We start from the raw sequence: 24,444 nt of genomic DNA on the forward strand, positions 1-24,444 counted from the left end.
TTCACTGATCTTTGCAGGGAGTAAGGTGTGAATAGGGTATTACTGTAACGCAGATAAAAGAAGCCGACGCAGTGTCGGCCTCTTTTAGGAGAACGAATTAGGTTATTGGTGCATGCCTAGTTTTTTCTCTAGGTAGTGGATATTCGTACCACCGTTTTGGAAGTTCTCGTCTGATAGAATCTTCTTGTGCAGCGGGGTATTGGTTTTAATCCCGTCAATTACTAGCTCATTCAGTGCGTTTTTAGCGCGAGCAATTGCAACATCACGGTTTTCACCATAAGTGATTAACTTACCGATCATTGAGTCGTAATGTGGTGGTACCGTATAATCCGCGTAGATATGACTGTCCCAGCGGATCCCAAGGCCACCAGCTGGGTGGAAGCGCGTGATCTTACCCGGTGAAGGAATAAAACTGTCAGGGTCTTCAGCGTTAATACGGCACTCAATTGCATGACCTCGGATCACCACGTCATCTTGTGTAATAGAAAGTGGTTGGCCAGCAGCAATCTTAAGTTGCTCCTTGATTAAGTCTACGCCAGTGACCATTTCTGTTACTGGGTGCTCAACCTGAATACGGGTGTTCATTTCAATGAAGTAGAACTCACCATTTTCGTATAAGAATTCAAATGTACCAGCACCGCGATAGCCGATTTCGATACATGCACGAGTACAACGATCACCAATGTATTTACGCATTTCAGCTGTGATCCCTGGTGCAGGTGCTTCTTCCACTACTTTTTGGTGACGACGCTGCATTGAACAGTCACGCTCACCTAAATGGATTGCATTGCCTTGACCGTCAGCCAGTACTTGTACTTCGATGTGGCGTGGGTTTTCTAGGAATTTTTCCATGTAAACCATACCATTGCCAAAGAATTGCTTGGCTTCTTGTTGCGTCAACGCAATTGAGTCAACCAGCTCTTTTTCGCTACGCACGACACGCATACCACGACCACCACCGCCGCCTGCGGCTTTGATGATAACGGGGTAACCAATACGCTTGGCAATCTGCATGTTGCGATCGTTATCTTCGGTTAACGGGCCATCAGAACCTGGCACGCAAGGAACACCCGCTTTTCTCATGGCTTCAATAGCAGAAACTTTATCACCCATTAAGCGAATCGTGTCGCCTTTTGGACCGATAAAAATAAAGCCACTTTGCTCAACTTGGTCGGCAAAGTCTGCATTTTCAGAGAGAAAACCGTAACCTGGGTGAATAGCAACGGCGTCAGTTACTTCTGCAGCTGCAATAATACGCGGAATATCAAGGTAGCTTTCACTTGCTGCTGGTTTGCCGATACAAATGGTTTCATCCGCAAGAAGAACGTGTTTTAGGTCTCGATCGGCTGTTGAGTGTACAGCAACCGTCTTAATACCTAGCTCCTTGCAGGCACGCAATACACGAAGGGCAATTTCACCTCGGTTTGCAATGACTACTTTATCTAACATAACGTTGACCTTCTGCGTAATTATTCGATGATGAATAGCGGTTGGTCGAATTCTACTGGCTCACCGTTTTCAATTAAGATTGCTTTAACCACACCAGCTTTGTCTGATTCGATTTGGTTCATCATCTTCATTGCTTCAACGATACAAAGCGTGTCACCAACATTTACTTTTGAACCTACTTCTACGTATGCTGCTGCTGTTGGAGATGAAGCTGAATAGAAAGTACCAACCATAGGTGACTTAACTTGGTGACCTGCTGGAGCTGCACTTTCTGGCGCTGCCGCTTCAGCAGCAGGTGCTGCAACAGGAGCTGCTGGTGCTGGTGCTGGTGCTGGTGCCGCAGGTGCTGCCATGTACTGTTGAGGTTGAGCGTAAACTGGTGCATTACTGTGGCGATTAATACGTACTGATTCTTCACCTTCTGTAATTTCTAGTTCTGCAATACCTGATTCTTCTACTAGTTCGATAAGTTTTTTGATCTTGCGAATATCCATACAATGACCCGCCTGTTAGTTAATTTGAGTTATTTTGTTTTCGCAGTTGCGCCAGTGCAGCATCGAGTGCTGCGCGATAGCCCAACGCGCCTAATCCACATATCACACCTTCCGCCACGTCAGAAAAATAAGACTTGCGGCGAAATGGTTCTCTTTTGTGTACATTTGTGATGTGCACTTCATAAAAGGGAATGTCTACACTGAGTAAGGCATCTCTAAGCGCAATGCTAGTATGTGTGAATGCGGCAGGATTGATAATAATCGCATCGCATTGTCCATACTGTGCATGAATGGCCTCAATAAGCTCTGCTTCACTGTTACTTTGAATGTGTGACAACTCTACTTGCTGATTTTGTGCATAGTCAGTGAGCGCATCGACAATCTCATTGAGTGTCTGCATACCATAGGTGCTGGTTTCACGACGACCTAACATATTTAAATTAGGTCCGTTTACTAATAAAATCTTTAATTTTGCAGACATTTTACGTGAACTTCCTTTAAGTAAAGCGTTAGACAAAAAATTGTACTGTATGGCTTGTTAACTTATGCCTAATTTCAGCAAATAGCAAATATTTCTCTATTTCGTCGAGTATTATAGAGAGTTCGCGGTAAATAGCAGCAAAATACTGGTCTAATGAGAAGGGTAAGGGAGCAAGGTAGCTTGCTCCCAAAATGGCTACTTTGCGTCCTGCTTAGCCTTGTCTAGGTGAGCTGCAAAGTCTTTTGCATCTAAAAAGCCGGTGACGCGATGTGCTGGCATCTCGTTGCCTTGGCTATCAAAAATTAAAATGGTGGGTAAGCCAAATACCGTAAACGCTTCCATGATCTCTTGGGTATTATCATTGGCTTTGGTTAAGTCGAGTTTTAATAACTCGTAGTCTTTAAACTGTGCTTGTACCTCGGGAGTTGGGAAGGTGTACTTCTCGAACTCTTTACAGGCCACACACCAATCAGCATATAAATCCACAATTGGCACTTTACCTTTAGCATTAGCCTCTGCAATGGCTACTTCAAGCGCAGCTAGGTCTGGCAGTAATTTAAACTTTTTTTCTGCCGATGCGGCTTCAGTTTGAGTGGTTACTGCATTAACTACTGGCTTAGGTGCTGGAAAAAAGCTGCTTTTTAAGGCAAATAAGCCAACGATAAACAAAGTGATAGCAAAACCCCACAGAGTAGTTTTACCTTTACTCGTTTGCAATTGGCTTTGCCAGTAATGTAAGTAAAGTGCTGTTGCAACGGCAAGGCCACCAGCCAAAGCAATGATCACGGTAGCATCAAGGATGCGCTCTAGCAGGATGAGTGGTACAAATAGCATCACAAAACCAAATAGCGTCTTGACCTGATCCATCCAGCCTCCTGCTTTTGGAAGTAACTTACCACCAGAAGTACCTAGCAATAATAGCGGTAAGCCCATGCCCAAACTCAGTGCATAGAGTGTTAGCGCACCGACAACATAATCGCCACTTTGCGCGACAAACAGGAGAGCACCAGACAAAGGTGCGGTGGTACAAGGTGATGCAATAAGGCCCGATAAGACACCCATTACAAACACACCCCAATAATTGCCGCCTTTTTGTTTGTTACTGAGCTGGGTGAGTTTATCCATCATGCTGCTTGGTAGGCGGATCTCGTATAGCCCAAACATTGATAGCGCGAGTGCGACGAACAAGATACTAAAGCTGATAAGTACCGCAGGATGCTGCAAGTAGCCTTGAATTTGGCCACCAAAGTAAGCAACAACAAGGCCAAGTGCGGCATAGGTAACGGCCATGCCTTGTACATAAACAAAAGATAAACTGAACGCTTTTTTAGTTGAAAGCCCCTGTTGACCTGCGATTAAGCTCGACAAAATAGGGAACATGGGGAACACACAGGGAGTAAATGCAAGCCCAACACCAAGACCAAAGAACGTCAAAATATTTGCAAGCAAGCTGCGCTGCATTAATTGCTCAGTAAAAGACAAATTGTCGTCATCCACAGGACGGCTTGTGTTTTGAATCTCAGCGTCTGTCTCTGGAGCTTTGTTTGATGTGGCTTTTGGCTGTTCTCCTGCAATCGTGCTTAACGGCACTTCAACGATTTCTGGTGGGTAACAAAGCCCAGCTTCTGCGCAGCCTTGATAGCGGATTTTTACAACCGCTCCAGGTTGAATATTATCGAGTTTAGAAATAACAGATAAATGATTGAAAAAGACTTCAGTGCGGCCAAAAAACTCATCCTCAATCATCACGCCTTTTTCTAACTCTGGCACTTTGATGTCGGCTTGTTTGGCGATGATTTGCAGATTTTTCTTATACAAGTAATAGCCATCAGCGATGTCCCAACCGACAAACAGTGTTTTTCCTTGTTGGTCAAAATCAAACTTAAATGCTTCGTTTACAGGTAAAAAGGTTTGTTGCTTTGGCGCTAACAAGCTGTCTAGCACAGCATTATTTGCCTGTGCTGGAAGCCATATTAACAGCGAAAAAAGAACTACTAAGAGTCGCATTACAATAGTACCTCGTCCATCCATTTAAAGTAAGCTAGGTTGCCACTAGTAACATCCACAACTTGAATTTCAGGGACATCATAGCTGTGAAGATCACGAATAGCAGCCATCACTTGCTCTAGTTTTTCGGATTTTGTCTTAATTAACAGCTTGGTTTCGCGCGCGTGCTCCACCTGACCTTCCCAAACATAAATAGATTCTATTTCTGGGATTAGGTTCACACACGCTGCGAGTTTTTGCTCTACAAGTTGCGCTGCAATTTTACGTGCTTCGGTAACGGATCCGCATGTAGATAAGACGAGTTTATATCTTATACCCATAGCTATTTCCATTTTAGGGTTGGTAATGGCATCTTAGCGGATAGCGCCTCTTTTCTAAAGCGTCTAACTTGCATCGCTTGAATTAAGACCTTAGCACCCATATTTATCTTTCGTAGATTTGGAGAAAGTATGTTTAGATTCTTATTTATTTTATTTATTGCCATTCCGATTATTGAAATTGCGTTGCTGATCCAAGTCAGCGAGGTAATAGGCGGCTTTGCGACGATTGCCCTTGTGATAGCAACCGCCATTCTAGGTGCGAGACTTGTCAAACAGCAAGGCTTGGGAGCCTACGTTAATGTTCAACAGCAGATGTCCCGAGGACAGTTGCCTGCTCAAGATTTGTTTACCGGCTTGTGTGTGATCATCGCTGGTGTTTTGTTAATGACGCCTGGGATCATGACCGACGTACTAGGGTTTTTACTGCTAACGCCCGCAGTTAGAAAAAAGCTGGCGCAGTCACTGCTGGCCCATGCCACCGTAAAAGTGCAAACAGGCATGCACTCAGGTCAGTCACCGTTTGCTAATCAATCACACGAAGAACGTGCGGAACAGCAGGAAGAAATTAGAGATCCATTTAAAAATCAATCGGGTAGAAATTCTTCAACAACGATTGAAGGTGAATACGAAAGAAAAGACTAAAATTTTTTAGTTTTTTCTCTTGGGTTTTAATTTGCCCATCCCCATAAATGAAAGCAATTAAAATTGCGTGTGTTAACCACAACCTGTGGATGTAACACCGCCTTAAAAAAGCATTATTTCTGTCATTGTTCAGAAACTGTTAGGAGAACTATATAAATGAACATTCGTCCTTTACATGATCGCGTCATTGTTAAGCGTCTTGAAGAAGAAACAAAGTCAGCTGGCGGCATTGTGTTAACCGGTTCTGCGGCTGAAAAGTCTTCACGTGGTGAAGTGGTTGCAGTAGGCAACGGCCGCGTGTTGGACAATGGTGAAACTAAAGCATTACAAGTAAAAGCGGGCGACACAGTGTTGTTCGGCTCTTACATCGAAAAGACTGAAAAGATCGAAGGTCAAGAGTACTTGATCATGCGTGAAGATAACATCTTAGGCATCGTAGAATAATTAATACTTTTTAGTTTAATCGACAACAGAATTTAAGAGGAATTTATAACATGGCAGCTAAAGAAGTTCGTTTTGCAGGTGACGCTCGTACAAAAATGCTTAAAGGCGTAAACGTACTAGCAGACGCAGTAAAAGTAACACTAGGTCCAAAAGGCCGTAACGTTGTTTTAGAAAAATCATTCGGCGCACCAACTATCACCAAAGACGGTGTATCTGTTGCAAAAGAGATTGAACTTGAAGACAAGTTCGAAAACATGGGCGCACAGATGGTTAAAGAAGTTGCGTCTAAAGCAAATGACGCAGCGGGTGACGGTACAACTACTGCGACTGTTCTTGCTCAAGCTATCGTTAATGAGGGTCTTAAGTCAGTTGCTGCTGGTATGAACCCAATGGACCTTAAGCGTGGTATCGACAAAGCAGTTATCGCTGCAGTTGAAGAGTTAAAAACGCTTTCAGTACCTTGTTCAGACGCAAAAGCGATTGCACAGGTTGGTACTATTTCAGCTAACTCTGACAAAGAGATTGGTGACATCATTGCTGAAGCAATGGAAAAAGTAGGTCGTGAGTCTGGTGTTATCACTGTAGAAGAAGGCCAATCACTACAGAATGAATTAGATGTAGTTGAAGGTATGCAGTTTGACCGTGGTTACCTATCACCATATTTCATCAACAACGCTGAAAAAGGCCAAGTTGAGCTAGATAACCCACATATCCTGCTTGTAGACAAGAAGGTTTCAAACATTCGTGAACTTCTGCCTACACTAGAAGCAGTTGCTAAAACAAGCAAGCCGCTACTAATCATTGCAGAAGACCTTGAAGGTGAAGCGCTGGCAACTCTGGTTGTAAACAACATGCGTGGTATCGTGAAAGTTGCTGCTGTTAAAGCGCCTGGCTTTGGTGATCGCCGTAAAGCGATGCTACAAGACATCGCTATTCTAACTGGTGGTACAGTTATCTCTGAGGAGATTGGTCTTGAGCTTGAGAAAGCTACGGTTGAAGACTTAGGTACAGCTAAGCGCGTGGTTATCACTAAAGATGATACAACTATCATCGACGGTGCCGGCGAGCAAGAAGCTATCGATGGTCGTGTATCACAGATCAAAGCACAAATTGAAGAAGCAACTTCTGACTACGACAAAGAGAAGCTACAAGAGCGCATGGCAAAACTTGCTGGCGGTGTTGCAGTAATCAAAGTTGGCGCAGCAACTGAAGTTGAAATGAAAGAGAAGAAAGACCGCGTAGAAGATGCACTACACGCAACTCGCGCAGCAGTTGAAGAAGGCGTAGTACCTGGTGGTGGTGTTGCACTAGTTCGTGTAGCAAGCAAGATTGAGTCGCTAACTGGTGACAACGAAGACCAGAACCACGGTATTAAAGTGGCACTTCGTGCGATGGAAGCACCACTTCGTCAAATCGTTTCAAACGCAGGTGACGAAGCATCAGTTGTTGTTAATGCAGTTAAAGGCGGTGAAGGTAACTACGGTTACAACGCTGCAACTGGCGAGTACAGCGACATGATTGAAATGGGTATCCTAGACCCAACTAAAGTAACGCGTTCTGCACTACAGTTCGCAGCATCAGTAGCTGGTCTTATGATCACTACAGAAGCTATGGTTGCTGAAATCCCGAAAGAAGAGCCAGCTGCTCCAGATATGGGCGGCATGGGCGGCATGGGTGGTATGGGCGGCATGATGTAATGCGACGAGAGTCGTCTTGTGCTAGTGTAACTTACTGATTAGTAGCATAATTGGCAGGTTGCACTCCCTTGTTTGAGCGTTGACAAAGCGCTCAACACCCCGTGTTCAGAGTTATCTGAGCCTTTAGAACACCAAAGGTCTACATGTTTATATAGGTGTTCGAGTTGAGCAATTACAGGATGTTATTGAACCAACTGACCTAGTTTCAAAATTAAGCTAACCTCTTGAAGAGGTTAGCTCTTTTCAAAACTAAAGTTGCACAGCACTTTATTGCTTAGGTTGCTACTTCAATAACAGCGCAGCGATATAAATTTTCTTTATAATTGCCTGACATACTTCATCTGCGATAAGGCTTGTGATTAAGTTAGCAGTAGCCAGGAATCGCACGATGAGGGTAACTTTATAGTGCAAAACTTACTAGCAATGTACCTCTATAACAGGCATCCTTTTCTGTGAGAATAAGGTGGTTTTGTTGAACGGCTAACCGGAACAAGGCTAGGTGGGCGAGTATAGTTAACGTAGGTGAACCACTGCAAACAACGTCAACCGCAATAAGTGAAATATTATTGTTACGATTAAACCAAAATGTATTTTTTCATCGGAGAATAGGTTGATAAAACACCATCGATGGATAAGTAGAGTTTAACCCAGTCGTCATCAAAGATATAGAAAGGCTGCCTGCTTTACTGGATAAGTGGGTAAAGGATGTCCGGCCGAATGAAGGCCTAATTGGAACCTACTGGACTGGGAGCTAGCCTTGGAACAAGCTTGTAGTTTCCTATTTTTGAAATTCTTGTCCCAAGTTAGTGTTAGTTATTTTGACTCTATTATCGAGCTTGAAAAATAAGTTTTAAATACCCTCAAGCTATAAAGCCAAATTAAAATAGTGAGATAAGGACAATAGAGTTTTCTGGGTTACTTTAGGAGTGAAGATTATGAAAAAGGTATTTATTTTTAATAAAAAGAAAAGCTGGTTTCATAGAGAACCGGATCTAGATGAACTAAATTTACAACTTAAAGAGTTACAAGATCAGGGTATCGAAGTTGATTCGATTACCCCCACCGTTAACTTATTAGGCAATATAATTTCGTACGTAATTATTCTGTCTTACCATCCCGACAAAATTACACTCTAGGCTCCTCGCTTCAAAACCCAGCTTCGGCTGGGTTTTTGCTTTTGAGCAATACAAGATATGTATTTAATACCAATCAAACTTAATACTTGCTCAATTTGAAGAAGTAAATCTGACGCTAAAAATTTCTTATTTAGAGCAACTAAACAGCAAAATTTTTGCCTTGCCTTGCCTTGCCTATGCGGATGCAAGTGCCTTAGCGATATCAGGACGCGGTCGCAGGGTTATCGACAAGGTTTTCTCGTCTTAAAATAGACTACTTAATTAAGATAATTAGCATAACTTTACTCGACAAAACTGAGAATATTTACCAATAACGTCGGTCTTACTATTATATTGATGAAAATGTAGCTAATTGTCACACTGCGTAAAAGGGTGTGATCCTGCTTTACTTCGTATTGATAAAGAGTAAGGTGGTGATAGAGCTTGAAGGAGATCTAAAGATGAAATTACCAATGACATTAGTTGCCCTGTTTCTGACACCATTATTTGTAAATGCAGGTGAAGTTTCGGTGACTTGGAAAGACTTTAAAGAGTACCGTGATGTGCGCCCAGGTAATGAAACACGTGGGTCCTTTTATGAGCGTGTGGAGAAGCAATTTACCAAGCATATGGAGGAGTTAGCTGAGCAGTTGCCGGAAGGTTATAAACTAGCTGTTAGCTTCGATGAAATAGACCTAGCTGGTGATGTACATTATGGAATATCAGATATTCGTGTGATAAAGCCGATCCATTTTCCGCGTTTAGAAATTAGCTACCAGCTAACGGATCAAGCAGGTAAAACTATTGCACAAGAAAACGCAGTAAAATTAAAAGACATGTCGTTTATGGATAGAATCAAACGCGGCTTAGATGAATCTTTTTATTATGAGAAGCGTTTGTTGACAGAATGGTTTGAAGACGACCTGATGAAAAAAGTGAGTTTATAAACGAACTTTAGGCGTTCTGTTTAGATAAGGTTGCACGCAGCGTTTTGGCTGCGTGTTTACGTATAGTGTTATTTAAAAGTCGCGAGTAGCTGCAATAGAGATTGGAGCTTTTTAACCACCAACGCCAGTTTTTGCTCGTCAATTTCTTCAGTTTTAGATAGACCTTCAACATCGGCTGCAACATCCAAAACATATGGCTTAAAGCGCTTAGCTTCAAACGTAAATCCCGCTTCTTCTGTAAATAGTGCTTTAAACTTACCGTGGCCTTGCTGTTGCAAGTCATCAAGCTTTTTATCCGCATCTAGTGCTTGGCGGTATACGATCTTGAGGTTTTCATTGAGTTTTTCGATAACGGCTTGCATGGTCAGTCCTAATCGCCCTACTAAAAGCGCTTATTTTAAGGGTTTCATTTACAAATGTCAGGTGTAAATCTACTCTTTTAAAGGTAGTAAAAAGGGATTGGAAATTTATCTCAAAATTTACCCTAAAGGTTTAGCTTTGTATGCCGATACCTTATCTGATCCATCAAAAAGTTAGGTAATCACTTATGAATATTTCCGGAAGTAACCTACCTGCTATGTCTGGAGCGAGTCAAAGTGGCGAAGTATACAGCGCTGCATTGGCAAAAAAGCAACAGAAAGCAGATGGACAAGCCGCGCTTGCTTTAATTGAATCTGCGGGTAACAGTGCTGCTGCACAAACACCTGCTAAATCAGTAACTGCAACGTTAGGCAACAACATCAACACATACGCTTAATTGCTATGGGTTGATGGCACGTTGTCTTCGGTTGTCCGATAGCTATGTGCAAAAGCAATCGGTGCTAGGGTCATTAGCACCGATTTTTTGCGCTCTTAACCGAGTAAATCTAGGTCAACCGGCGTTTTACTTGGCTGACCGCCAATCTCTCGCACTAATTTAGGCACTAAAAATCCTGGCAGCGTTTCTAAAAGCTCAGCCATAAGGGCTTTGGCTTCTGCTTCTTCAACATCGAAGTGGCTAGCCCCTTCTACTTTATCAAGCAAATGCAAATAATAAGGCAGTATATCCGCATCGAATAAGGCTTCACTCAATTGGGCTTGAGTTGCAGCATCGTTGTTAATTCCCTTGAGCAGTACAGCTTGGTTCAGTAAAGTCACATTTGCTTGTTTTAGCTGTTTCATTGCGGCTTTAAAGTGTTCGTCAATTTCATTCGGGTGGTTGATATGGTTAACCAAAATCACCTTTAAATGACTCTGTGCTAAACGTTGGCATAATGCCTCGGTTATTCTCGTTGGGATCACCACTGGTAGGCGGCTATGAATACGCAAACGTTTGATTTGTGGTATCGTCTCTAATTGTTCTAACACCCAAGCTATCATGTCGTCTTTGGCCATCAGCGGATCACCGCCGCTTAAGATCACCTCATTGATTTCAGGGTGGGTGCGTAGGTAATCAAACACTGGGGCTAAGGTGCGTTTATTGACCTGATTATCTTGATAAGGAAAGTGGCGTCGAAAGCAGTAACGGCAGTTGACCGCACAGCCGGTTTTGAGCATGAGTAATACTCGAGAGCGATACTTATGTAGCAGCCCCGGCACTGGTGCGTCTTGCTCTTCGAGTGGATCTTTACTAAATCCCGCTTCAGTTAAATATTCCTGATGTACCGGCAGCACTTGTAATAGCAAAGGATCGTAACGATCTCCGTGGCGTATTTTATCAATAAATGGGCGTGGTACTCGCATAGGAAACAAGCGCTTAGCTGCAAAGTCTCGTGCGTCAAAATGGTCTTGCAACCCTAGGATGTTAAGTAGCTCCTGTGGGTCAGTGACAACATTTGCTAATTCTTTTTGCCAGTTAGTCTGCAAATTTACTTCATTTATTTGTATCATTAGCAGGTTAATTACTCGAATATACGTAGATTAGAGGATACGATGGCGAATTATAGCACCAACGAGTTCAAGGGCGGTCTAAAAATTATGATCGATGGCGAGCCTTGTTCTATCTTAGAAAATGAAATGGTCAAGCCTGGCAAAGGACAAGCGTTTAACCGCGTTAAGATCCGCAAGCTTATCTCAGGTAAAGTATTAGAAAAAACATTTAAGTCYGGTGATTCAGTTGAAGGTGCAGACGTAATAGACACAGATCTTGCTTACCTATATACAGATGGTGAGTTCTGGCACTTTATGAATAACGACACGTTTGAACAAATCGCTGCGGATGAAAAAGCGGTAGGCGAGAACGTAAAATGGCTCGTTGAAAATGACGTTTGTACTATTACGCTTTGGAACGGCAACCCAATTGCTGTAACGCCGCCAAATTTTGTTGAGCTTGAAATCACCGAAACGGATCCTGGCCTGAAAGGTGATACCGCAGGTACTGGTGGTAAGCCTGCTACATTGAGCACAGGTGCTGTTGTACGCGTTCCTTTGTTTGTTCAAATTGGTGAAGTGATTAAAGTTGACACGCGCAGTGGCGAATACGTTAGCCGCGTAAAATAAATATCACATCAACCTATGTTGTTACACCATTTGTTTTAATACTTTCTTAATTTGAAAGAGTGATAAGCTGCAAAGAGTTGCCTTAATGGTAATAAAATGTGCTAGCTGCGCTATCAACAAGGCTTGTTGGTCTTTAAGTAAAGCGCTATATAAGACAAATAGGCATTGATAAATCCCAGCATTAGCTGGGATTTTTTTGGAGTAGAAATAATGGTAAATGATTGGCAGCCGAGCGCAAGCATAGAAACGCTAAGACATAGAGCCGCGATTTTAGCGAAAATACGGCAGTTTTTCGCAGCCCGAGAGGTAATGGAGGTAGAAACCCCAAGCCTCTCGCAGGCCTCAGTAACCGATCCCCATTTAGATACTTTCCATACACGTTTTGTTGGCCCAAATCATAGCCAAGGGTTGCCACTGTACTTACAAACGTCTCCAGAGTATGCCATGAAAAGGTTATTGGCAGCTGGAAGTGGCTCTATTTTTCAGCTTGGTAAAGCATTTCGTAATGAAGAGTCTGGTCGTCATCATAATCCAGAGTTCACTATGCTTGAGTATTATCAGGTGGGCTATGATGAATTTGAGCTAATGGCTGAATTAGATGAATTGATGCAGTATTTACTAGACTGTCCGGCAAGTGAGTCAATCAGCTATCAGCAGGCGTTTATTACCTACCTTGGGCTTGACCCACTAGCTATCTCTTTAAGCGACTTAAAAAAGCATGCCGAGCAGCGTGGTTATGGTGATATAGCCGCGATTGAGAATAACCCAGATACATTGCTACAGTTGTTGTTCTGTATGGAGATTGAGCCGCAAATTGGCCAACGTGTTCCGTGTTTTGTATATAATTTTCCGGCATCACAAGCAGCGCTTGCCAAGCTCAACCCGAAAGATAATCGAGTTGCTGGGCGCTTTGAGCTGTATTATCAAAATATGGAATTGGCAAATGGTTTTAATGAGTTAACCGACGCAGCCGAGCAGCGTGCCCGTTTTATGCAAGATAATCAGCTAAGAGCAGAAATGGGGCTTGATGCTGTTCCTGTCGATGAGCGTCTACTCGCAGCTCTTGATGCAGGCATTCCTGATTGTGCCGGCGTTGCGGTGGGAGTAGATAGATTGGTAATGCTCGCACTAAACAAAACGACCATAAGTGAAGTAATCAGTTTTGATGTTTCGCGGGCTTAACGCACCGCGAAACAGCTGGGGTAAGAGCAAATAGTGATCCTAAGTTTAGGCTATTTATGTGAAACAAACCGTTTCAGCTCTTTTTGGGTTGTTTCTGTAAGTTTTTGGGCGCTTTGACATTCAGCCAATGCACTATCTATTTGCGATTTTGAGTGCTGCCCCAGTTCAACAATTTGCTGCACAGCTTGATGGGTGTGCTTTTGTGTCTCTTCCAGTTGGTGCACTGCGCTGACAATTTCTTCCAATTGTGCTTGATTGCGTTCAAAATCATCACTCATTGAGATAAAGCCATTGGATGTCTCACTAATGGCTTTCTCGGCAGAAACCGAGTGTGAAATAAGTTGTTCTGATTCTTGATTGGTTTCGCCAACAAGTACGTTCATCTTATTGATAAAGTCACTAATTTGGCGTGTGGCGTCATTTACTTTGACGGAGAGTGCTCTTACCTCATCGGCAACCACGGCAAACCCTCGACCTGCTTCTCCTGCTCGGGCAGCTTCAATCGCGGCGTTGAGCGCAAGTAAATTAGTCTGATCTGAAAACTCTTCAACCATTTTTAGGATACTGCGGATATTTTCGCTGTTCTCTTTTAGCCCCAGCACCGTCGATGAAAAGTTACCAAGCAGTGTGGTGATTTGTTTTACTTCAGCTACCAATTTAGTGACGGTTTGTGATGAGCCTCTCACGAAGTGCAGGCTCTCTGTATTGGCCTGATATACTTGATCCGTATTGTGAACAATGCTTTGTAAGCTATGGCTAACCTGATCAGAGGCTGCAATGATGGTATCGCCCTGACTTAACTGCTGCTGACCGTAGCTTGCGGTACTTTGCATTGATGCTGTGACATCATGGTTGCTTTGGGTTGCAGCAGCAGCACTTTGATAGGTCTTTTCTAATAGTTCGCTTAAATGAGTGGTAAAAGAATTGTATTGCTCGCTGAGATCTCTAAATTCGTCAAATGTAAACTGAGGCAATTTGGCATCTAAATTACCATCTTGGCGGTTAATTCGCTCTAATGACTCTTTCATTGCTTGTACTGGGCGGACAATTAAAAAGCGCATGTAGAACACAGTAAAACCAAATGCTGCAATAATCACAATAGCTAGCAGCCAGAATGCGGCCAGACTGGCATCGGCGCTCACCAGCTCAGAATACAGCCAAATCAAGCTAATTATTTGAAAAAGCAGTAAAAACCCTAGGTTACCAACAATTTTACGAGTGAGTGTGAAGAAAAAGGTTTCTTCGATAAAATTATAAATGCGCATATATAAACTCATATTGGGCTCATCATTGTGCCACTTTATTTGTCTCAGTATAGATGAGCTAAATGGAATAACAATGCTAAAGCGATCAACTAGTTACTCTTTTGGAGTGGCATAAGCACCAATCCGTTGTAAATACATTTTTGTCTGGCATGGGTAATTGGTAAAAATACCATCTACACCATAATCAATCATCATATCTATGTCTTGTTGTTTATCGACCGTATAGGCAAATACCTTAAGGCCTCTAGACTTTGCATCCAACACATACTCATGGTTGATAAAATTCTTGTCCATATGAATGCTGTAAGCATGCAGTGATCCGGCAAATTGCGCATAGTGGATTGGAATAGAAGCGGTCAGTGCGCCAATTCTCACCCAAGGCAACTTTTGCTTCAACCATAGCAGTTGATGATGATCGAATGATGAAATGAGCAATTGCTCACGGTTGATAATACCCTGTTGAATATGCGCTTCAATGTAGGAAACAAATTTATCCAAACCAAAAGTATGCTTAAGCTCTAAATTAATATCAGTTCGCGTACCAATGGTAGTAAACACTTGTTGCAAAGTGGGAATTTTTTGTCCTTTACCCGCATCCAGCGTTGCTAAGTAAGCTTGGCTTTGTTCATTCACTCTGCCGACGCCATTTGTGGTTCTATCAAGCCAAGTATCATGAATAATCGCGTAATCATCTGCGCAGCTTTGCACATCTAACTCTATACCATCAACACCAATATCTAACGCTGCCTCTATAGCTGCAAGCGTATTTTCGGGGTAACTGCCACTGGCTCCACGATGCGCTAAGACTTGAATCATGCTTTTTTCCTTGTAATAGACCAAGTTTCAAAACAGGCTGCACTAACGACTAACAAGCCACCGAATAATGTTGTTAGCGTTAGCGTCTCGTGTAACAGAATATAAGCTAACAGTGTTCCATACAATGGCTGTAAACAAGAAATTAATCCGGCTGTGGTAGCAGATAAATGTCTTAAACTTGAGGCAAATAAAGCATGAGGAATAGCCGTAAATACAACCCCAGCTAGCAGAATGAGTGAAATGTTTTGCGGCGAAACGTGCTGTGGTGGCACGTCAACAAACGCAATGAGCAGCAAACAAGCTACCAGCGTTTGATACAGCATAGTGTGTGGCCCGCTATAGTGTGAAAAAAATTGTTTTTGTAATAGGTTGCGTAGTGCAAATAGCGCGCCTGAGAATATCCCAGTAATAATACCCAGTGTGACTTGATTACCAAGGTTAGCTTCAGGCACCAGTAAGTATATTCCCAGCAATACTGTAGATGCACTGATAATATCTTTGAGTTGTATTTGTTTGCGATTAAATAATGGCTCTAAAAATACAGTGATCACCGGGTAAGTAAAAAATGCGATGATCCCGATAGCAACGCCAGCCATTTGCATACCGGCAAAATAAGTAACCCAATGCAGCCCAACAATTGCGCCGAGCATAATCGCGACTAGATAATCTCGTTGATTGTGTAGTTTTATAGGCTGGCGTTGCAGTTTTAATAAAATAAGTAACACAATGAAAGCAATAGCTGCGCGATAAACAGTAATATCAAGTGCTGATAGTGAAATCAATTTTGAAAATAATGCTGTTCCACCAAACAATAAAACGGCACTATGGAGCGACAGTAAAGCGGATTGTTTCGGTTGCATAAAAAATTATTTTGGCTTTTTTTAGCAGTCTACAAGATTGCGAACACTTGTCACTCCACATCGAACAATAAAAGTAAAACAATATTAAAATAATGAGCGGGGGAACGTGGTGGCCATTACCACAGATCACACTTTAGTAGAAAAACGGCGCTCCTTTTGGGATGCCGGTCCATTGATATTCTCAATTTTTTATTTCTTTCCTTTGGCTTTTAGTTGGACACAAGAAGGGAGTGTTAACCTTCTCGCGCAGCTGTTGATTTATCTCGGATTTGTCTGGCTGTATTGGCAGAGTATTGCCAAAACCGGTATTGCTTTAATTACTCTTTTGTCACTGATGACGTTACTGTGTATTGTTGGCAGTTTGGCGACAACCGGTACTAGCTCGTTATTTGGTTTTGTTGCTTTTTTTTGCGGTTTTAGTTTACAGGGTAAATACAAAGTTTATGGATTTTTGGGGCTACTCATATCTATCTTGTTTACCTCCCATTTTATCATACCAGCGCATACGATTTACTTTTTAATGCCTGCCATTTGTGTTTCATTGGGGCTATTTATCTTTGGTTGGGTAACGCATAGAGAGCGAGTACATCGTCAGTTGCAGCGTCAAAGTGAGCAAGAGATAAAGCGCCTAGGTGCCGTTGCTGAGCGAGAACGAATTGCACGAGATTTACATGATTTACTCGGGCATTCATTGAGTTCTATTGCATTAAAGGCTGAGCTTGCCAGTAAGTTTGCTGCTGCACAGGCATACGAGCAAGCGCAATCTGAGGCCCTTCAGGTCGCTGAGCTTGCACGAGAAGCACTGAGCGAAGTACGCCAGGCCGTTACTGGTTATCATCAACTGGCATTAGACGCACAACTTCATATTATGGCCTCGCGGCTGAAAGATAAGGGAATTGCTGTGTCGCTAAACCTGAATGCGGTGGAAATAGATAAAGAAAAAGAAGCGAGCTTGTGTTTTTTTGCCAAAGAGGTATGTACTAATATTATCCGCCATAGCGATGCCGACAAAGTGAGTGTGCAACTGCAGCAAACGCAACAGAGTATATCAGTTGAAATTAAAGACAATGGTTCAGTGAAGAGTATTAAAGAAGGGAATGGATTAATGGGGATCCGAGCGCGTTTAAAGGAGTGTGGTGGTCAGTTGATTTATCACACAGAGCAAGGTGGATATTTTAAAGCTGTTATTGAGGTAGGTTCATGATCCGCGTGTTTATTGTTGAAGATCAAGCATTAATTAGAGGTGCTATCGTTGCACTATTGAGTTTAGATCAGGATATTGAAGTAATAGGAGATGCTGAAAATGGTCAGTTTGCCAAAGAAAAACTCAAGTCTTTAAGCCCAGATGTTGTGCTGACCGATATAGAGATGCCTCATATTACAGGACTTGAGCTTGCCCAGCATTTGCAACAAACACAGCCTAACTGCAAAGTGGTCATCATGACAACCTTTTCCAAAGCAGGCTACATTCGCCGCGCAATTACACTAGGAGTGAATGGCTTTGTTTTAAAAGAAGCGCCAAGCGAGTACCTACTATCAACCTTAAAAAAAGTGATGAATGGGCAAAAGGTCATTGATCCTGAGCTGGCTTTATATGCACTCGAAGATGCTGATCCTTTGACAGATAAAGAACGCAAAGCATTGCGATTAGCTGGAGAGGGCTTAAAAACGACGGAAATTGCAGCTCAATTATTCTTAAGTGACGGAACCGTAAGAAATTATCTTTCGGATGCTATCGCCAAATTACATGCGACAAATCGAATTGATGCAGCAAGGATCGCGAAGCAAAAAGGGTGGCTGTAAGGTATTGTAATAGCATATATTCACTTAATACTTCAAAATAATGTTAAGCAGTACTATACTGCGCTACTTCACAAAGTAATGATAATGTATTAATTTTGAGTGTTGTTGATGGATCCTAAATTCCTTATTCAAGTAACCGCAATTACCACGGTGGTTTGCACTGTATTTATGGCGGTAAACTGGTTTATTAATAAGGCTCTCCCAGGCACTCGAGATTGGCTGTGTTTTATTGCATTGACGGGGATTGGATGTGGGCTGCTGGCTGCCTATACATTACCCGTCACATTTTCTATTCTTATTCCCAATTTAGCCATAGCAATAGGTTTATTCTATCTTACTCGGGGTGTGGACGCCTTTTTTGCAGTTCAGAGTAACTATATGCCTTGGTATGTGCTTGGGGCTATCGGAATTCCTAGTTTTAGTTATTTCTTATACGTAGACTTTAATTTTATTGCACGGGTCATACTCAATTATTTGGTGTGGGCAATGGCAATGATTTATTGTTTAAGAGCGCTAAATCAAGGCCAAAAGTTGTTATCAAAAGACTTTACTGTGGCACATTGGGCATTTGGTTTATCTTGCTTTAGCCTGCTGTTGGTATTTACCTTCAGGGCTGTCATGTTAGGTAGCTACTCAGTAACAGATAGCTTAGTGTCAGCAAATTGGGTTAATCAATTCTTCTCCGTGTCAGTAAGCACTATGCCATTGTTGCTATGCTTTTCACTTTGTCTGTTGTGTAGTAGCCGCCGTGAAAAAGAATTGCAAAGCTTGAAAACGGCTGCTGAACAGTCAGCACAAATCAAAGGCCAGTTTTTAACCCTGCTAAGTCATGAATTAAGAACACCGTTAAATGCCATTGTTGGGCACGCAGAATCACTTAAAAAGGTTCCGCGTGAGCCTGCTCGTCATGCTGAACTGTGTGATGTGATAGTTCATGCTGCGATGTCGATGTCTGATTTAGCCAATCAAGTGCTGCTACAGGCAAAGGGCGAGTATGCAGCACAAAACCGCGTGCCTTTCTCCCTTTATAGTCTTGCTCAAGAGCTAGTACGTTTATTACAGCCCCTCGCATTAGCAAAGGGCCTGAGTTTGAAGGTGGAAGTCAAAGGTTTATATCCGCAGGATGTGCATGTTGTAGAGCAAGACACGTTAGCACTGATACTAAGAAATTTGCTTTCAAATGCGATAAAATATACCGACAAAGGGTGTATTACGCTAAGCCTTGAAGGCGCAGCTAGAGAAGACGATAAGCAAGCGATTCGGTTTGCTATTCGCGATACAGGAAAAGGCTTAACTGAGGCGCAAATAGAAAGAATTTTTGAACCCTTCGTCACTCTCGACAGCGAACAATCTATCTCACATAGTGCCGGGATTGGTTTGGCGCTATGTAAACAACTATTACATGGGCTAGCAGCTAACTTGGACGTAAAAAGTCAGTTAGGACAAGGAACTGAGTTTAGCTTTGAATTAACTTGCCAATGTAGTAACACGCCAATACAGCAAGGTCAGTTGAGTGCGGAAAAACTGCCATTGAATGTATTGGTTGTTGAGGATAATGCAATAAATGTTGAGGTGATCAGCAATTACCTAAATGATATGGTTACGCAGTTTTCTCTAGTTAAAAGCTTGGCAGAGGCTGAAGTTACTCTACTTGCGCATCATTTTGATATTGTTTTATTAGATATGCATTTACCTGATGGGCATGGCCTTGAGTGGTTCAAAACTCGATTTACTGAAATTGGTTTTACGAAAAAAATCAAAGTAATCGCGTTGACAGGTGACGGCGACCCTGAATTGAAAAGGCGATGCTTACAAGCTGGTATGCAGGATTGTTTAACAAAGCCGGTGATGCCAAGTCGTCTCTATGCGGTATTAGAAAGCTCAACGATCAAACAAGTTTCCTCCATTGAGCGCAACGTGTTGATTGACCGGCCTAAATTTTTAGAGCTTGTACACAGTGAAGCATCGGGAGTTTTAGCAACCAAACTGATGTACCTTGCAGATAGGTTTGAATATGAAATTGCCCAGATAAAGGGGTTAATTGAGCTAGATGTTCAGGACTTGGCAGCAGAAAAGCTGCATTATATCGAGGCCGAAGCGCAGAACTTTGGCATGATAAACTTAGTCGAACATATTCAAAGCTTACAGTCTCAGTTACTACAATCTGGTTCGACAATAGATTGGGATACACTCGCTGCTGTGGCTCGTCAGTCTGTTGAGCGTCTATTAGAGTTACATGCACAGCTGGTCACCCCACAGAGTCATTCAAATCAGGCAGTGAATTTATCAGCATAATAGGCTTCATCTAGTGTTATGTAGGTTATTTATTTTGTATGTTTTCATGCAAATAGCACTGTAGTTAAAGTGTAAGCTTTTGATATTATTAAACATAGGCAAGGTTGGTTTTTACATGAAAATGGGGGATATAACTTCACTCACTTTTCGGATGACTTAACCGATTTAAGCTATAACTCAAAAGGCTGGTTTTTAAATATCGTTGGTAAATTTTAGCCAAAGGCTTGAATCAATAATTATCATCAAGCCGATATATGAACTTATTTTGAATTCGCATACTGTGTTCACTGATAATTAATGCGAGTGCTGTTATTTTGGGTTAAAATAACAGCATAGCTTATTTAACAAGACAGTAATGCCAAAACAGGATCCCTATCTCGATAGAGAACAGCAAAAATACGACAACCCCGTACCCAGTCGCGAATTTATCTTAGAACACATTAAAAGCGCGGCCAAACCTCCTTCTTTCTCTCAACTGTGTTTCGACTTAAAAGTGCTAGACGAAGAGCGTCAAGTCGCACTTAAACGCCGCTTGCGCGCGATGGAGCGAGATGGTCAGTTACACTTCAATAAGTTCAAGTGTTACACCATTCCAAGCGATGATGGCTTAGTGAAAGGCCGTGTTGTTGGCCATCGTGACGGTTTTGGCTTTTTAGAAGTGGAAGGCGAACCCAAAGATTGGTTTATCACTAAGTATCAAATGGAGCGAGTGCTACATGGCGATTGGGTGTTAGCGAAGGTTGGCAGTCGAGGCTCAGGTGGTAAGGTGGAAGCGCGCATTGTTCGCGTACTTGAAAAAGAGCGTGCGCCAGTCGTCGGTCGGTATTTTGTTGAGTTTGGCATGGCGGTAGTGGTGCCAGAAGATCCGCGTATTACGCAAGATATTATCATAGTACCAGGTCAAGAAAATGGTGCTCGTCATAATCAAATGGTGCAGGTAGAGATCACTCAAAGCCCTAGCAAACAAATGAATGCAATGGGTAAAGTACTTGAGGTGCTCGGCGATCATATGGCGCCAGGTATGGAAATTGAGGTGGCACTTCGTAATCATGACATTCCTCATGAGTGGCCAAGTGAAGTAGAAGCACAAGTTGCAAACCTTGGTGAGTTTGTTGAAGAGTCAGCTAAACAGGGTCGTGTTGATCTGCGCGAGTTGCCGCTAGTAACCATTGATGGCGAAGATGCCCGGGACTTTGATGACGCCGTGTATTGTGAACGTAAAAAGTCAGGTGGCTGGCGTTTATGGGTGGCCATTGCTGATGTTTCTCACTATGTAGGTAAAGGCACCGCGCTTGACAAAGAAGCGATAGAACGTGGAAATTCTGTGTATTTCCCTGAGCAAGTTGTACCTATGCTTCCAAAGGTGCTGTCCAACGGCTTGTGCTCGCTAAACCCAAAAGTTGACCGTTTGTGTATGGTCGCTGAAATGACAGTGTCTGAAGCAGGTCGTTTATCTGGCTACCGCTTTTACGAAGCAGTGATGAACTCTCACGCCCGTTTAACGTACACCAAAGTTCATGCGATTTTACAAGGCGATGAAAAACTGAGGGCTGATTATCAGCCACTTGTGCCTCACCTCACAGAGCTTCATAACATGTATATGGCGCTCAAAGCGGCAAGGCAGGAGCGTGGTGCAATTGAGTTTGAAACTTTAGAAACGCGCTTTGTGTTTAATGCTCATCGGAAGATTGACTCTATTGTGCCTGTGGTTCGTAACGACGCTCACAAGCTGATTGAAGAGTGTATGATCTTGGCGAACGTGTCAGCAGCAAAATTATTGGAAAAACACGAAGCCCATAGCTTGTACCGTGTTCATGATGAGCCAGATCCTGAAAGGTTGAGCCAGTTTAGACAATTCTTGCAAGACTTGGGTATCGAAAGCCAACTGCCCAATGACCCTTCGCCTGAGGAACTGACGCAAGCGCTTGAGTCATTGGGAGATCGCCCTGAAAAAGAATTGATCCAAACCATGTTACTGCGCTCAATGAAGCAAGCGGTATATCAGCCAGAAAATATTGGTCACTTTGGTTTGGCATTAAAAGCCTATGCCCACTTTACTTCACCGATCCGTCGTTACCCAGATTTAGTCGTGCATCGTGCGATCAAAGGCATCTTGCAGCAACAAGAGCAACCTGTGAGTGGCGCTTATATTTATAACGAAGATGAAGTAAAACAACTCGGTGAGCAGTGCTCAATGACAGAGCGCCGCGCTGATGACGCGATCCGTGAAGTTGCTGATTGGCTTAAATGTGAGTTTATGCAAGACCATGTTGGTGATGAGTTTACTGGTGTGATCTCGTCAGTTACCAACTTTGGCTTATTTGTCAGGCTGGACGATTTGCAGATTGACGGTATGATCCATGTCAGCAATTTGGGTCATGAATACTTCCATTTTGATGCAGCTAAGCAGTGCTTGATTGGAGAGCATAGCCGTACTGTGTTTAGGTTGGGCGATAAGCTTAATGTAGTGGTTGCTTCGGTGAGCTTAGATGACCGCCGGATCAATTTAGCATTGGCCGAAGAAGGCCAACAAGACAGATACGCAAGACGAAGAAAGTCTGCAAAGGGGGCTGCTGGTAGTGTTCGTGCACAACTTAAAGCAGGCAAGATCCCTGAGACTAAACGCCGTGATGAGACTGACTCGGTAAGTGACAAAGATAAAGGGGCTGGAAAGTCTAAAAGGCGGAAGAAGACAACGCCAAAAGGTGAGCTTAAAAAAGCGAAAAAAGCCGGTACGCTGAAATCGAAAAAGAAATCGAGCAGCAAAAAAACGAAAGGGGCGAAAAGCAAAGCAAAACGTCCTGGTAAAAATGAAAGAAATCGCAGTAAAAAAGCACAATAAATCTAAAGCGGGAGCTTTAACGTGAGTAACGAATTAATTTTTGGCTTTCATTCAATCGAAGCCATTTTGAATAACGCGCCGGAGCGCTTATTAGAAATTTATGCACTGAAGGGGCGTGAAGATAAGCGCTTAAATCAAGTGGTCAATGAGGCCCGTAAGTTTGGTATTTCGGTGCAATTTATGCAGCGTAAAGCACTTGATAACAAAGCAAATGGTGAGCAACATCAGGGCATTATTGCTAATGTCAAAGGGGCGCGGGCTTTCAATGAAAAAGATCTTGATGACATTATTCAACGAGAAACCACACCGTTTTTCTTGGTGTTGGATGGGGTGACAGATCCTCACAACTTAGGAGCTTGTTTACGTAGTGCGGATGCAGCTGGTGTTCATGGTGTGATTGTACCTAAAGATAAGTCAGCAAAACTGAATGGCACGGCAAGAAAAGTGGCATGTGGTGCCGCCGAAACGGTTCCGCTCATTCAAGTGACGAACCTTGCCCGTACGTTGCGCGATATCAAAGAAGCAGGAGTGTGGGTGGTTGGTACCGCTGGAGAAACTGATACCGCCGTGTTTGATGCCAACCTAACAGGGCCTATGGCCATCGTTATGGGAGCCGAAGGTGATGGTATGCGCCGCCTAACACGTGAGCACTGTGATGAGCTGGTAAAGATCCCTATGGTCGGTAGCGTATCTAGCTTAAATGTGTCGGTTGCCACGGGTGTATGTTTGTTTGAAGTATTGAGACAGCGCTCGGCACTTTAATTATTTGATAAGCGCTGTTTAGAGCAGCGCATCTTTAAAGCGGTAAAAGCTCGCAAGGTAAACTTGCTCCTACACAAATTCGCTTTGGTAGGAGCCGATTTACTCGGCGAGCTTTTTTATAGCGCACAAGATAAGCGTATTCCCACATAAATTATCTTTGGTAGGAGCCGATTTACTCGGCGAGCTTTTTATAGCGAACAAGGTAAGCAAGTGCCCACACAAATTATCTTTGGTAGGAGCCGATTTACTCGGCGAACTTTTTATAGCGCACAAGATAAGCGTATTCCCACATAAATTCGCTTTGGCAGGAGCCGATTTACTCGGCGAGCTTTTTATAGCGCGCAAGGTAGGCAAGGTCCCACACAAATTAACTTTGGTAGGAGCTGATTTACTCGGCGAGCTTTTTAATAGCGCGCAAGGTAGGCAAGTGCCCACACAAATTATCTTTGGTAGGAGCCGATTTACTCGGCGAACTTTTTATAGCGCGCAAGGTAAGCGTATTCCCACATACAATTCGCTTTGGCAGGAGCCGATTTACTCGGCGA

22 protein-coding genes are annotated in these 24,444 nt (G+C 42.9%); 12 read left to right on the forward strand and 10 right to left on the reverse strand.

The window, feature by feature from the left end:
• Positions 1 to 102: 102 nt before the first annotated feature.
• The 5 genes from accC to cutA form a co-directional block, all read right to left on the reverse strand.
• Entirely contained in the window at positions 103 to 1,449 is a 1,347-nt protein-coding gene (accC, locus tag EAG18_RS03465; protein WP_125251013.1) for an acetyl-CoA carboxylase biotin carboxylase subunit, read from the reverse strand.
• 20 nt (positions 1,450 to 1,469) lie between these two features.
• Positions 1,470 to 1,943 carry an acetyl-CoA carboxylase biotin carboxyl carrier protein gene (gene accB, locus EAG18_RS03470; RefSeq protein WP_125251014.1) on the reverse strand — a complete coding sequence of 158 codons (474 nt, stop codon included), beginning with the start codon at positions 1,941 to 1,943 and terminating at the stop codon, positions 1,470 to 1,472.
• 19 nt (positions 1,944 to 1,962) lie between these two features.
• Positions 1,963 to 2,424, reverse strand: coding sequence for a type II 3-dehydroquinate dehydratase (aroQ, locus tag EAG18_RS03475; RefSeq protein WP_125251015.1), 462 nt, complete (start codon positions 2,422 to 2,424; stop codon positions 1,963 to 1,965).
• A 195-nt stretch (positions 2,425 to 2,619) separates the two neighbouring features.
• On the reverse strand, positions 2,620 to 4,431 hold the full coding sequence (locus EAG18_RS03480; protein WP_125251016.1) for a protein-disulfide reductase DsbD: 1,812 nt from the start codon (positions 4,429 to 4,431) through the stop codon (positions 2,620 to 2,622).
• Positions 4,431 to 4,751: a divalent-cation tolerance protein CutA gene (gene cutA, locus EAG18_RS03485; RefSeq protein WP_125251017.1), complete on the reverse strand. Its 321-nt coding sequence runs from the start codon at positions 4,749 to 4,751 to the stop codon at positions 4,431 to 4,433. Before cutA ends, EAG18_RS03480 begins: the two co-directional genes overlap by 1 nt.
• 129 nt (positions 4,752 to 4,880) lie before the next feature.
• Here cutA and EAG18_RS03490 point away from each other — a divergent pair, with 129 nt between their 5' ends.
• The 4 genes from EAG18_RS03490 (at position 4,881) to EAG18_RS03510 (ending at position 9,596) form a co-directional block, all read left to right on the forward strand.
• Positions 4,881 to 5,393 carry an FxsA family protein gene (locus EAG18_RS03490; RefSeq protein WP_125251018.1) on the forward strand — a complete coding sequence of 171 codons (513 nt, stop codon included), beginning with the start codon at positions 4,881 to 4,883 and terminating at the stop codon, positions 5,391 to 5,393.
• Positions 5,394 to 5,549: 156 nt separating this feature from the next.
• Positions 5,550 to 5,837, forward strand: a complete 288-nt coding sequence (locus tag EAG18_RS03495) for a co-chaperone GroES (protein ID WP_010368755.1) — start codon at positions 5,550 to 5,552, stop codon at positions 5,835 to 5,837.
• 50 nt (positions 5,838 to 5,887) lie between these two features.
• Positions 5,888 to 7,534, forward strand: coding sequence for a chaperonin GroEL (groL, locus tag EAG18_RS03500; protein ID WP_125251019.1), 1,647 nt, complete (start codon positions 5,888 to 5,890; stop codon positions 7,532 to 7,534).
• A 1,576-nt stretch (positions 7,535 to 9,110) separates the two neighbouring features.
• Complete coding sequence (locus tag EAG18_RS03510; RefSeq protein ID WP_275557220.1) at positions 9,111 to 9,596, forward strand: DUF3016 domain-containing protein; 486 nt, start codon at positions 9,111 to 9,113, stop codon at positions 9,594 to 9,596.
• Between the two features lie 68 nt (positions 9,597 to 9,664).
• Here EAG18_RS03510 and EAG18_RS03515 read toward each other — a convergent pair whose 3' ends face one another.
• Positions 9,665 to 9,958: a prephenate dehydrogenase gene (locus EAG18_RS03515; protein WP_125251022.1), complete on the reverse strand. Its 294-nt coding sequence runs from the start codon at positions 9,956 to 9,958 to the stop codon at positions 9,665 to 9,667.
• 185 nt (positions 9,959 to 10,143) lie between these two features.
• Between EAG18_RS03515 and EAG18_RS03520 the strand changes: the two genes are divergently transcribed.
• Positions 10,144 to 10,353, forward strand: a complete 210-nt coding sequence (locus EAG18_RS03520; protein ID WP_125251023.1) for a hypothetical protein — start codon at positions 10,144 to 10,146, stop codon at positions 10,351 to 10,353.
• Between the two features lie 95 nt (positions 10,354 to 10,448).
• Here EAG18_RS03520 and epmB read toward each other — a convergent pair whose 3' ends face one another.
• On the reverse strand, positions 10,449 to 11,465 hold the full coding sequence (epmB, locus tag EAG18_RS03525) for an EF-P beta-lysylation protein EpmB (RefSeq protein ID WP_125251024.1): 1,017 nt from the start codon (positions 11,463 to 11,465) through the stop codon (positions 10,449 to 10,451).
• 42 nt (positions 11,466 to 11,507) lie between these two features.
• Between epmB and efp the strand changes: the two genes are divergently transcribed.
• Positions 11,508 to 12,074 carry an elongation factor P gene (efp, locus tag EAG18_RS03530; protein WP_125251025.1) on the forward strand — a complete coding sequence of 189 codons (567 nt, stop codon included), beginning with the start codon at positions 11,508 to 11,510 and terminating at the stop codon, positions 12,072 to 12,074.
• 207 nt (positions 12,075 to 12,281) lie between these two features.
• A complete protein-coding gene (gene epmA, locus EAG18_RS03535) occupies positions 12,282 to 13,256 on the forward strand; it encodes an elongation factor P--(R)-beta-lysine ligase (protein WP_125251101.1) in 975 nt (324 codons plus the stop codon).
• Positions 13,257 to 13,306: 50 nt separating this feature from the next.
• On the opposite strand, the gene EAG18_RS03540 is transcribed toward epmA, so the two are convergent.
• From EAG18_RS03540 to EAG18_RS03550, 3 genes are all read right to left on the reverse strand, one after another.
• Positions 13,307 to 14,533, reverse strand: coding sequence for a methyl-accepting chemotaxis protein (locus tag EAG18_RS03540; RefSeq protein ID WP_176032409.1), 1,227 nt, complete (start codon positions 14,531 to 14,533; stop codon positions 13,307 to 13,309).
• Positions 14,534 to 14,614: 81 nt separating this feature from the next.
• Positions 14,615 to 15,337: a glycerophosphodiester phosphodiesterase family protein gene (locus EAG18_RS03545; RefSeq protein ID WP_125251026.1), complete on the reverse strand. Its 723-nt coding sequence runs from the start codon at positions 15,335 to 15,337 to the stop codon at positions 14,615 to 14,617.
• On the reverse strand, positions 15,334 to 16,197 hold the full coding sequence (locus EAG18_RS03550) for a DMT family transporter (protein ID WP_125251027.1): 864 nt from the start codon (positions 16,195 to 16,197) through the stop codon (positions 15,334 to 15,336). The genes EAG18_RS03545 and EAG18_RS03550 overlap by 4 nt, the downstream gene beginning before the upstream one ends.
• A 109-nt stretch (positions 16,198 to 16,306) precedes the next feature.
• On the opposite strand from EAG18_RS03550, the gene EAG18_RS03555 reads away from it, so the two are divergent.
• The 5 genes from EAG18_RS03555 to rlmB all read left to right on the forward strand — a co-directional run bounded on the left by EAG18_RS03555 (position 16,307) and on the right by rlmB (position 23,899).
• Entirely contained in the window at positions 16,307 to 17,401 is a 1,095-nt protein-coding gene (locus EAG18_RS03555; RefSeq protein ID WP_125251028.1) for a histidine kinase, read from the forward strand.
• On the forward strand, positions 17,398 to 18,000 hold the full coding sequence (locus EAG18_RS03560; RefSeq protein ID WP_125251029.1) for a response regulator transcription factor: 603 nt from the start codon (positions 17,398 to 17,400) through the stop codon (positions 17,998 to 18,000). The genes EAG18_RS03555 and EAG18_RS03560 overlap by 4 nt, the downstream gene beginning before the upstream one ends.
• Before the next feature lie 108 nt (positions 18,001 to 18,108).
• Positions 18,109 to 20,295, forward strand: coding sequence for an ATP-binding protein (locus tag EAG18_RS03565; RefSeq protein ID WP_125251030.1), 2,187 nt, complete (start codon positions 18,109 to 18,111; stop codon positions 20,293 to 20,295).
• Positions 20,296 to 20,650: 355 nt separating this feature from the next.
• Positions 20,651 to 23,137, forward strand: a complete 2,487-nt coding sequence (rnr, locus tag EAG18_RS03570) for a ribonuclease R (RefSeq protein ID WP_125251031.1) — start codon at positions 20,651 to 20,653, stop codon at positions 23,135 to 23,137.
• 21 nt (positions 23,138 to 23,158) lie between these two features.
• Positions 23,159 to 23,899, forward strand: coding sequence for a 23S rRNA (guanosine(2251)-2'-O)-methyltransferase RlmB (gene rlmB, locus EAG18_RS03575; RefSeq protein ID WP_125251032.1), 741 nt, complete (start codon positions 23,159 to 23,161; stop codon positions 23,897 to 23,899).
• Positions 23,900 to 24,444 lie beyond the last annotated feature (545 nt).

This window comes from Pseudoalteromonas sp. J010, from assembly GCF_003934235.1.
GTDB classification, from domain to species: domain Bacteria; phylum Pseudomonadota; class Gammaproteobacteria; order Enterobacterales; family Alteromonadaceae; genus Pseudoalteromonas; species Pseudoalteromonas peptidolytica.

What these genes read in the sequence shown, in the direction of transcription:
- EAG18_RS03510 (WP_275557220.1), top strand. Translation starts at nt 9,111, where the DNA reads ATGAAATTACCAATGACATTAGTTGCCCTGTTTCTGACACCATTATTT.
- cutA (WP_125251017.1), bottom strand. Translation starts at nt 4,751, where the DNA reads ATGGGTATAAGATATAAACTCGTCTTATCTACATGCGGATCCGTTACC.
- accC (WP_125251013.1), bottom strand. Translation starts at nt 1,449, where the DNA reads ATGTTAGATAAAGTAGTCATTGCAAACCGAGGTGAAATTGCCCTTCGT.
- EAG18_RS03490 (WP_125251018.1), top strand. Translation starts at nt 4,881, where the DNA reads ATGTTTAGATTCTTATTTATTTTATTTATTGCCATTCCGATTATTGAA.
- groL (WP_125251019.1), top strand. Translation starts at nt 5,888, where the DNA reads ATGGCAGCTAAAGAAGTTCGTTTTGCAGGTGACGCTCGTACAAAAATG.
- accB (WP_125251014.1), bottom strand. Translation starts at nt 1,943, where the DNA reads ATGGATATTCGCAAGATCAAAAAACTTATCGAACTAGTAGAAGAATCA.
- EAG18_RS03560 (WP_125251029.1), top strand. Translation starts at nt 17,398, where the DNA reads ATGATCCGCGTGTTTATTGTTGAAGATCAAGCATTAATTAGAGGTGCT.
- rnr (WP_125251031.1), top strand. Translation starts at nt 20,651, where the DNA reads ATGCCAAAACAGGATCCCTATCTCGATAGAGAACAGCAAAAATACGAC.
- EAG18_RS03520 (WP_125251023.1), top strand. Translation starts at nt 10,144, where the DNA reads ATGAATATTTCCGGAAGTAACCTACCTGCTATGTCTGGAGCGAGTCAA.
- EAG18_RS03495 (WP_010368755.1), top strand. Translation starts at nt 5,550, where the DNA reads ATGAACATTCGTCCTTTACATGATCGCGTCATTGTTAAGCGTCTTGAA.
- epmB (WP_125251024.1), bottom strand. Translation starts at nt 11,465, where the DNA reads ATGATACAAATAAATGAAGTAAATTTGCAGACTAACTGGCAAAAAGAA.
- EAG18_RS03480 (WP_125251016.1), bottom strand. Translation starts at nt 4,431, where the DNA reads ATGCGACTCTTAGTAGTTCTTTTTTCGCTGTTAATATGGCTTCCAGCA.
- EAG18_RS03550 (WP_125251027.1), bottom strand. Translation starts at nt 16,197, where the DNA reads ATGCAACCGAAACAATCCGCTTTACTGTCGCTCCATAGTGCCGTTTTA.
- aroQ (WP_125251015.1), bottom strand. Translation starts at nt 2,424, where the DNA reads ATGTCTGCAAAATTAAAGATTTTATTAGTAAACGGACCTAATTTAAAT.
- EAG18_RS03545 (WP_125251026.1), bottom strand. Translation starts at nt 15,337, where the DNA reads ATGATTCAAGTCTTAGCGCATCGTGGAGCCAGTGGCAGTTACCCCGAA.
- EAG18_RS03515 (WP_125251022.1), bottom strand. Translation starts at nt 9,958, where the DNA reads ATGCAAGCCGTTATCGAAAAACTCAATGAAAACCTCAAGATCGTATAC.
- EAG18_RS03540 (WP_176032409.1), bottom strand. Translation starts at nt 14,533, where the DNA reads ATGAGTTTATATATGCGCATTTATAATTTTATCGAAGAAACCTTTTTC.
- EAG18_RS03565 (WP_125251030.1), top strand. Translation starts at nt 18,109, where the DNA reads ATGGATCCTAAATTCCTTATTCAAGTAACCGCAATTACCACGGTGGTT.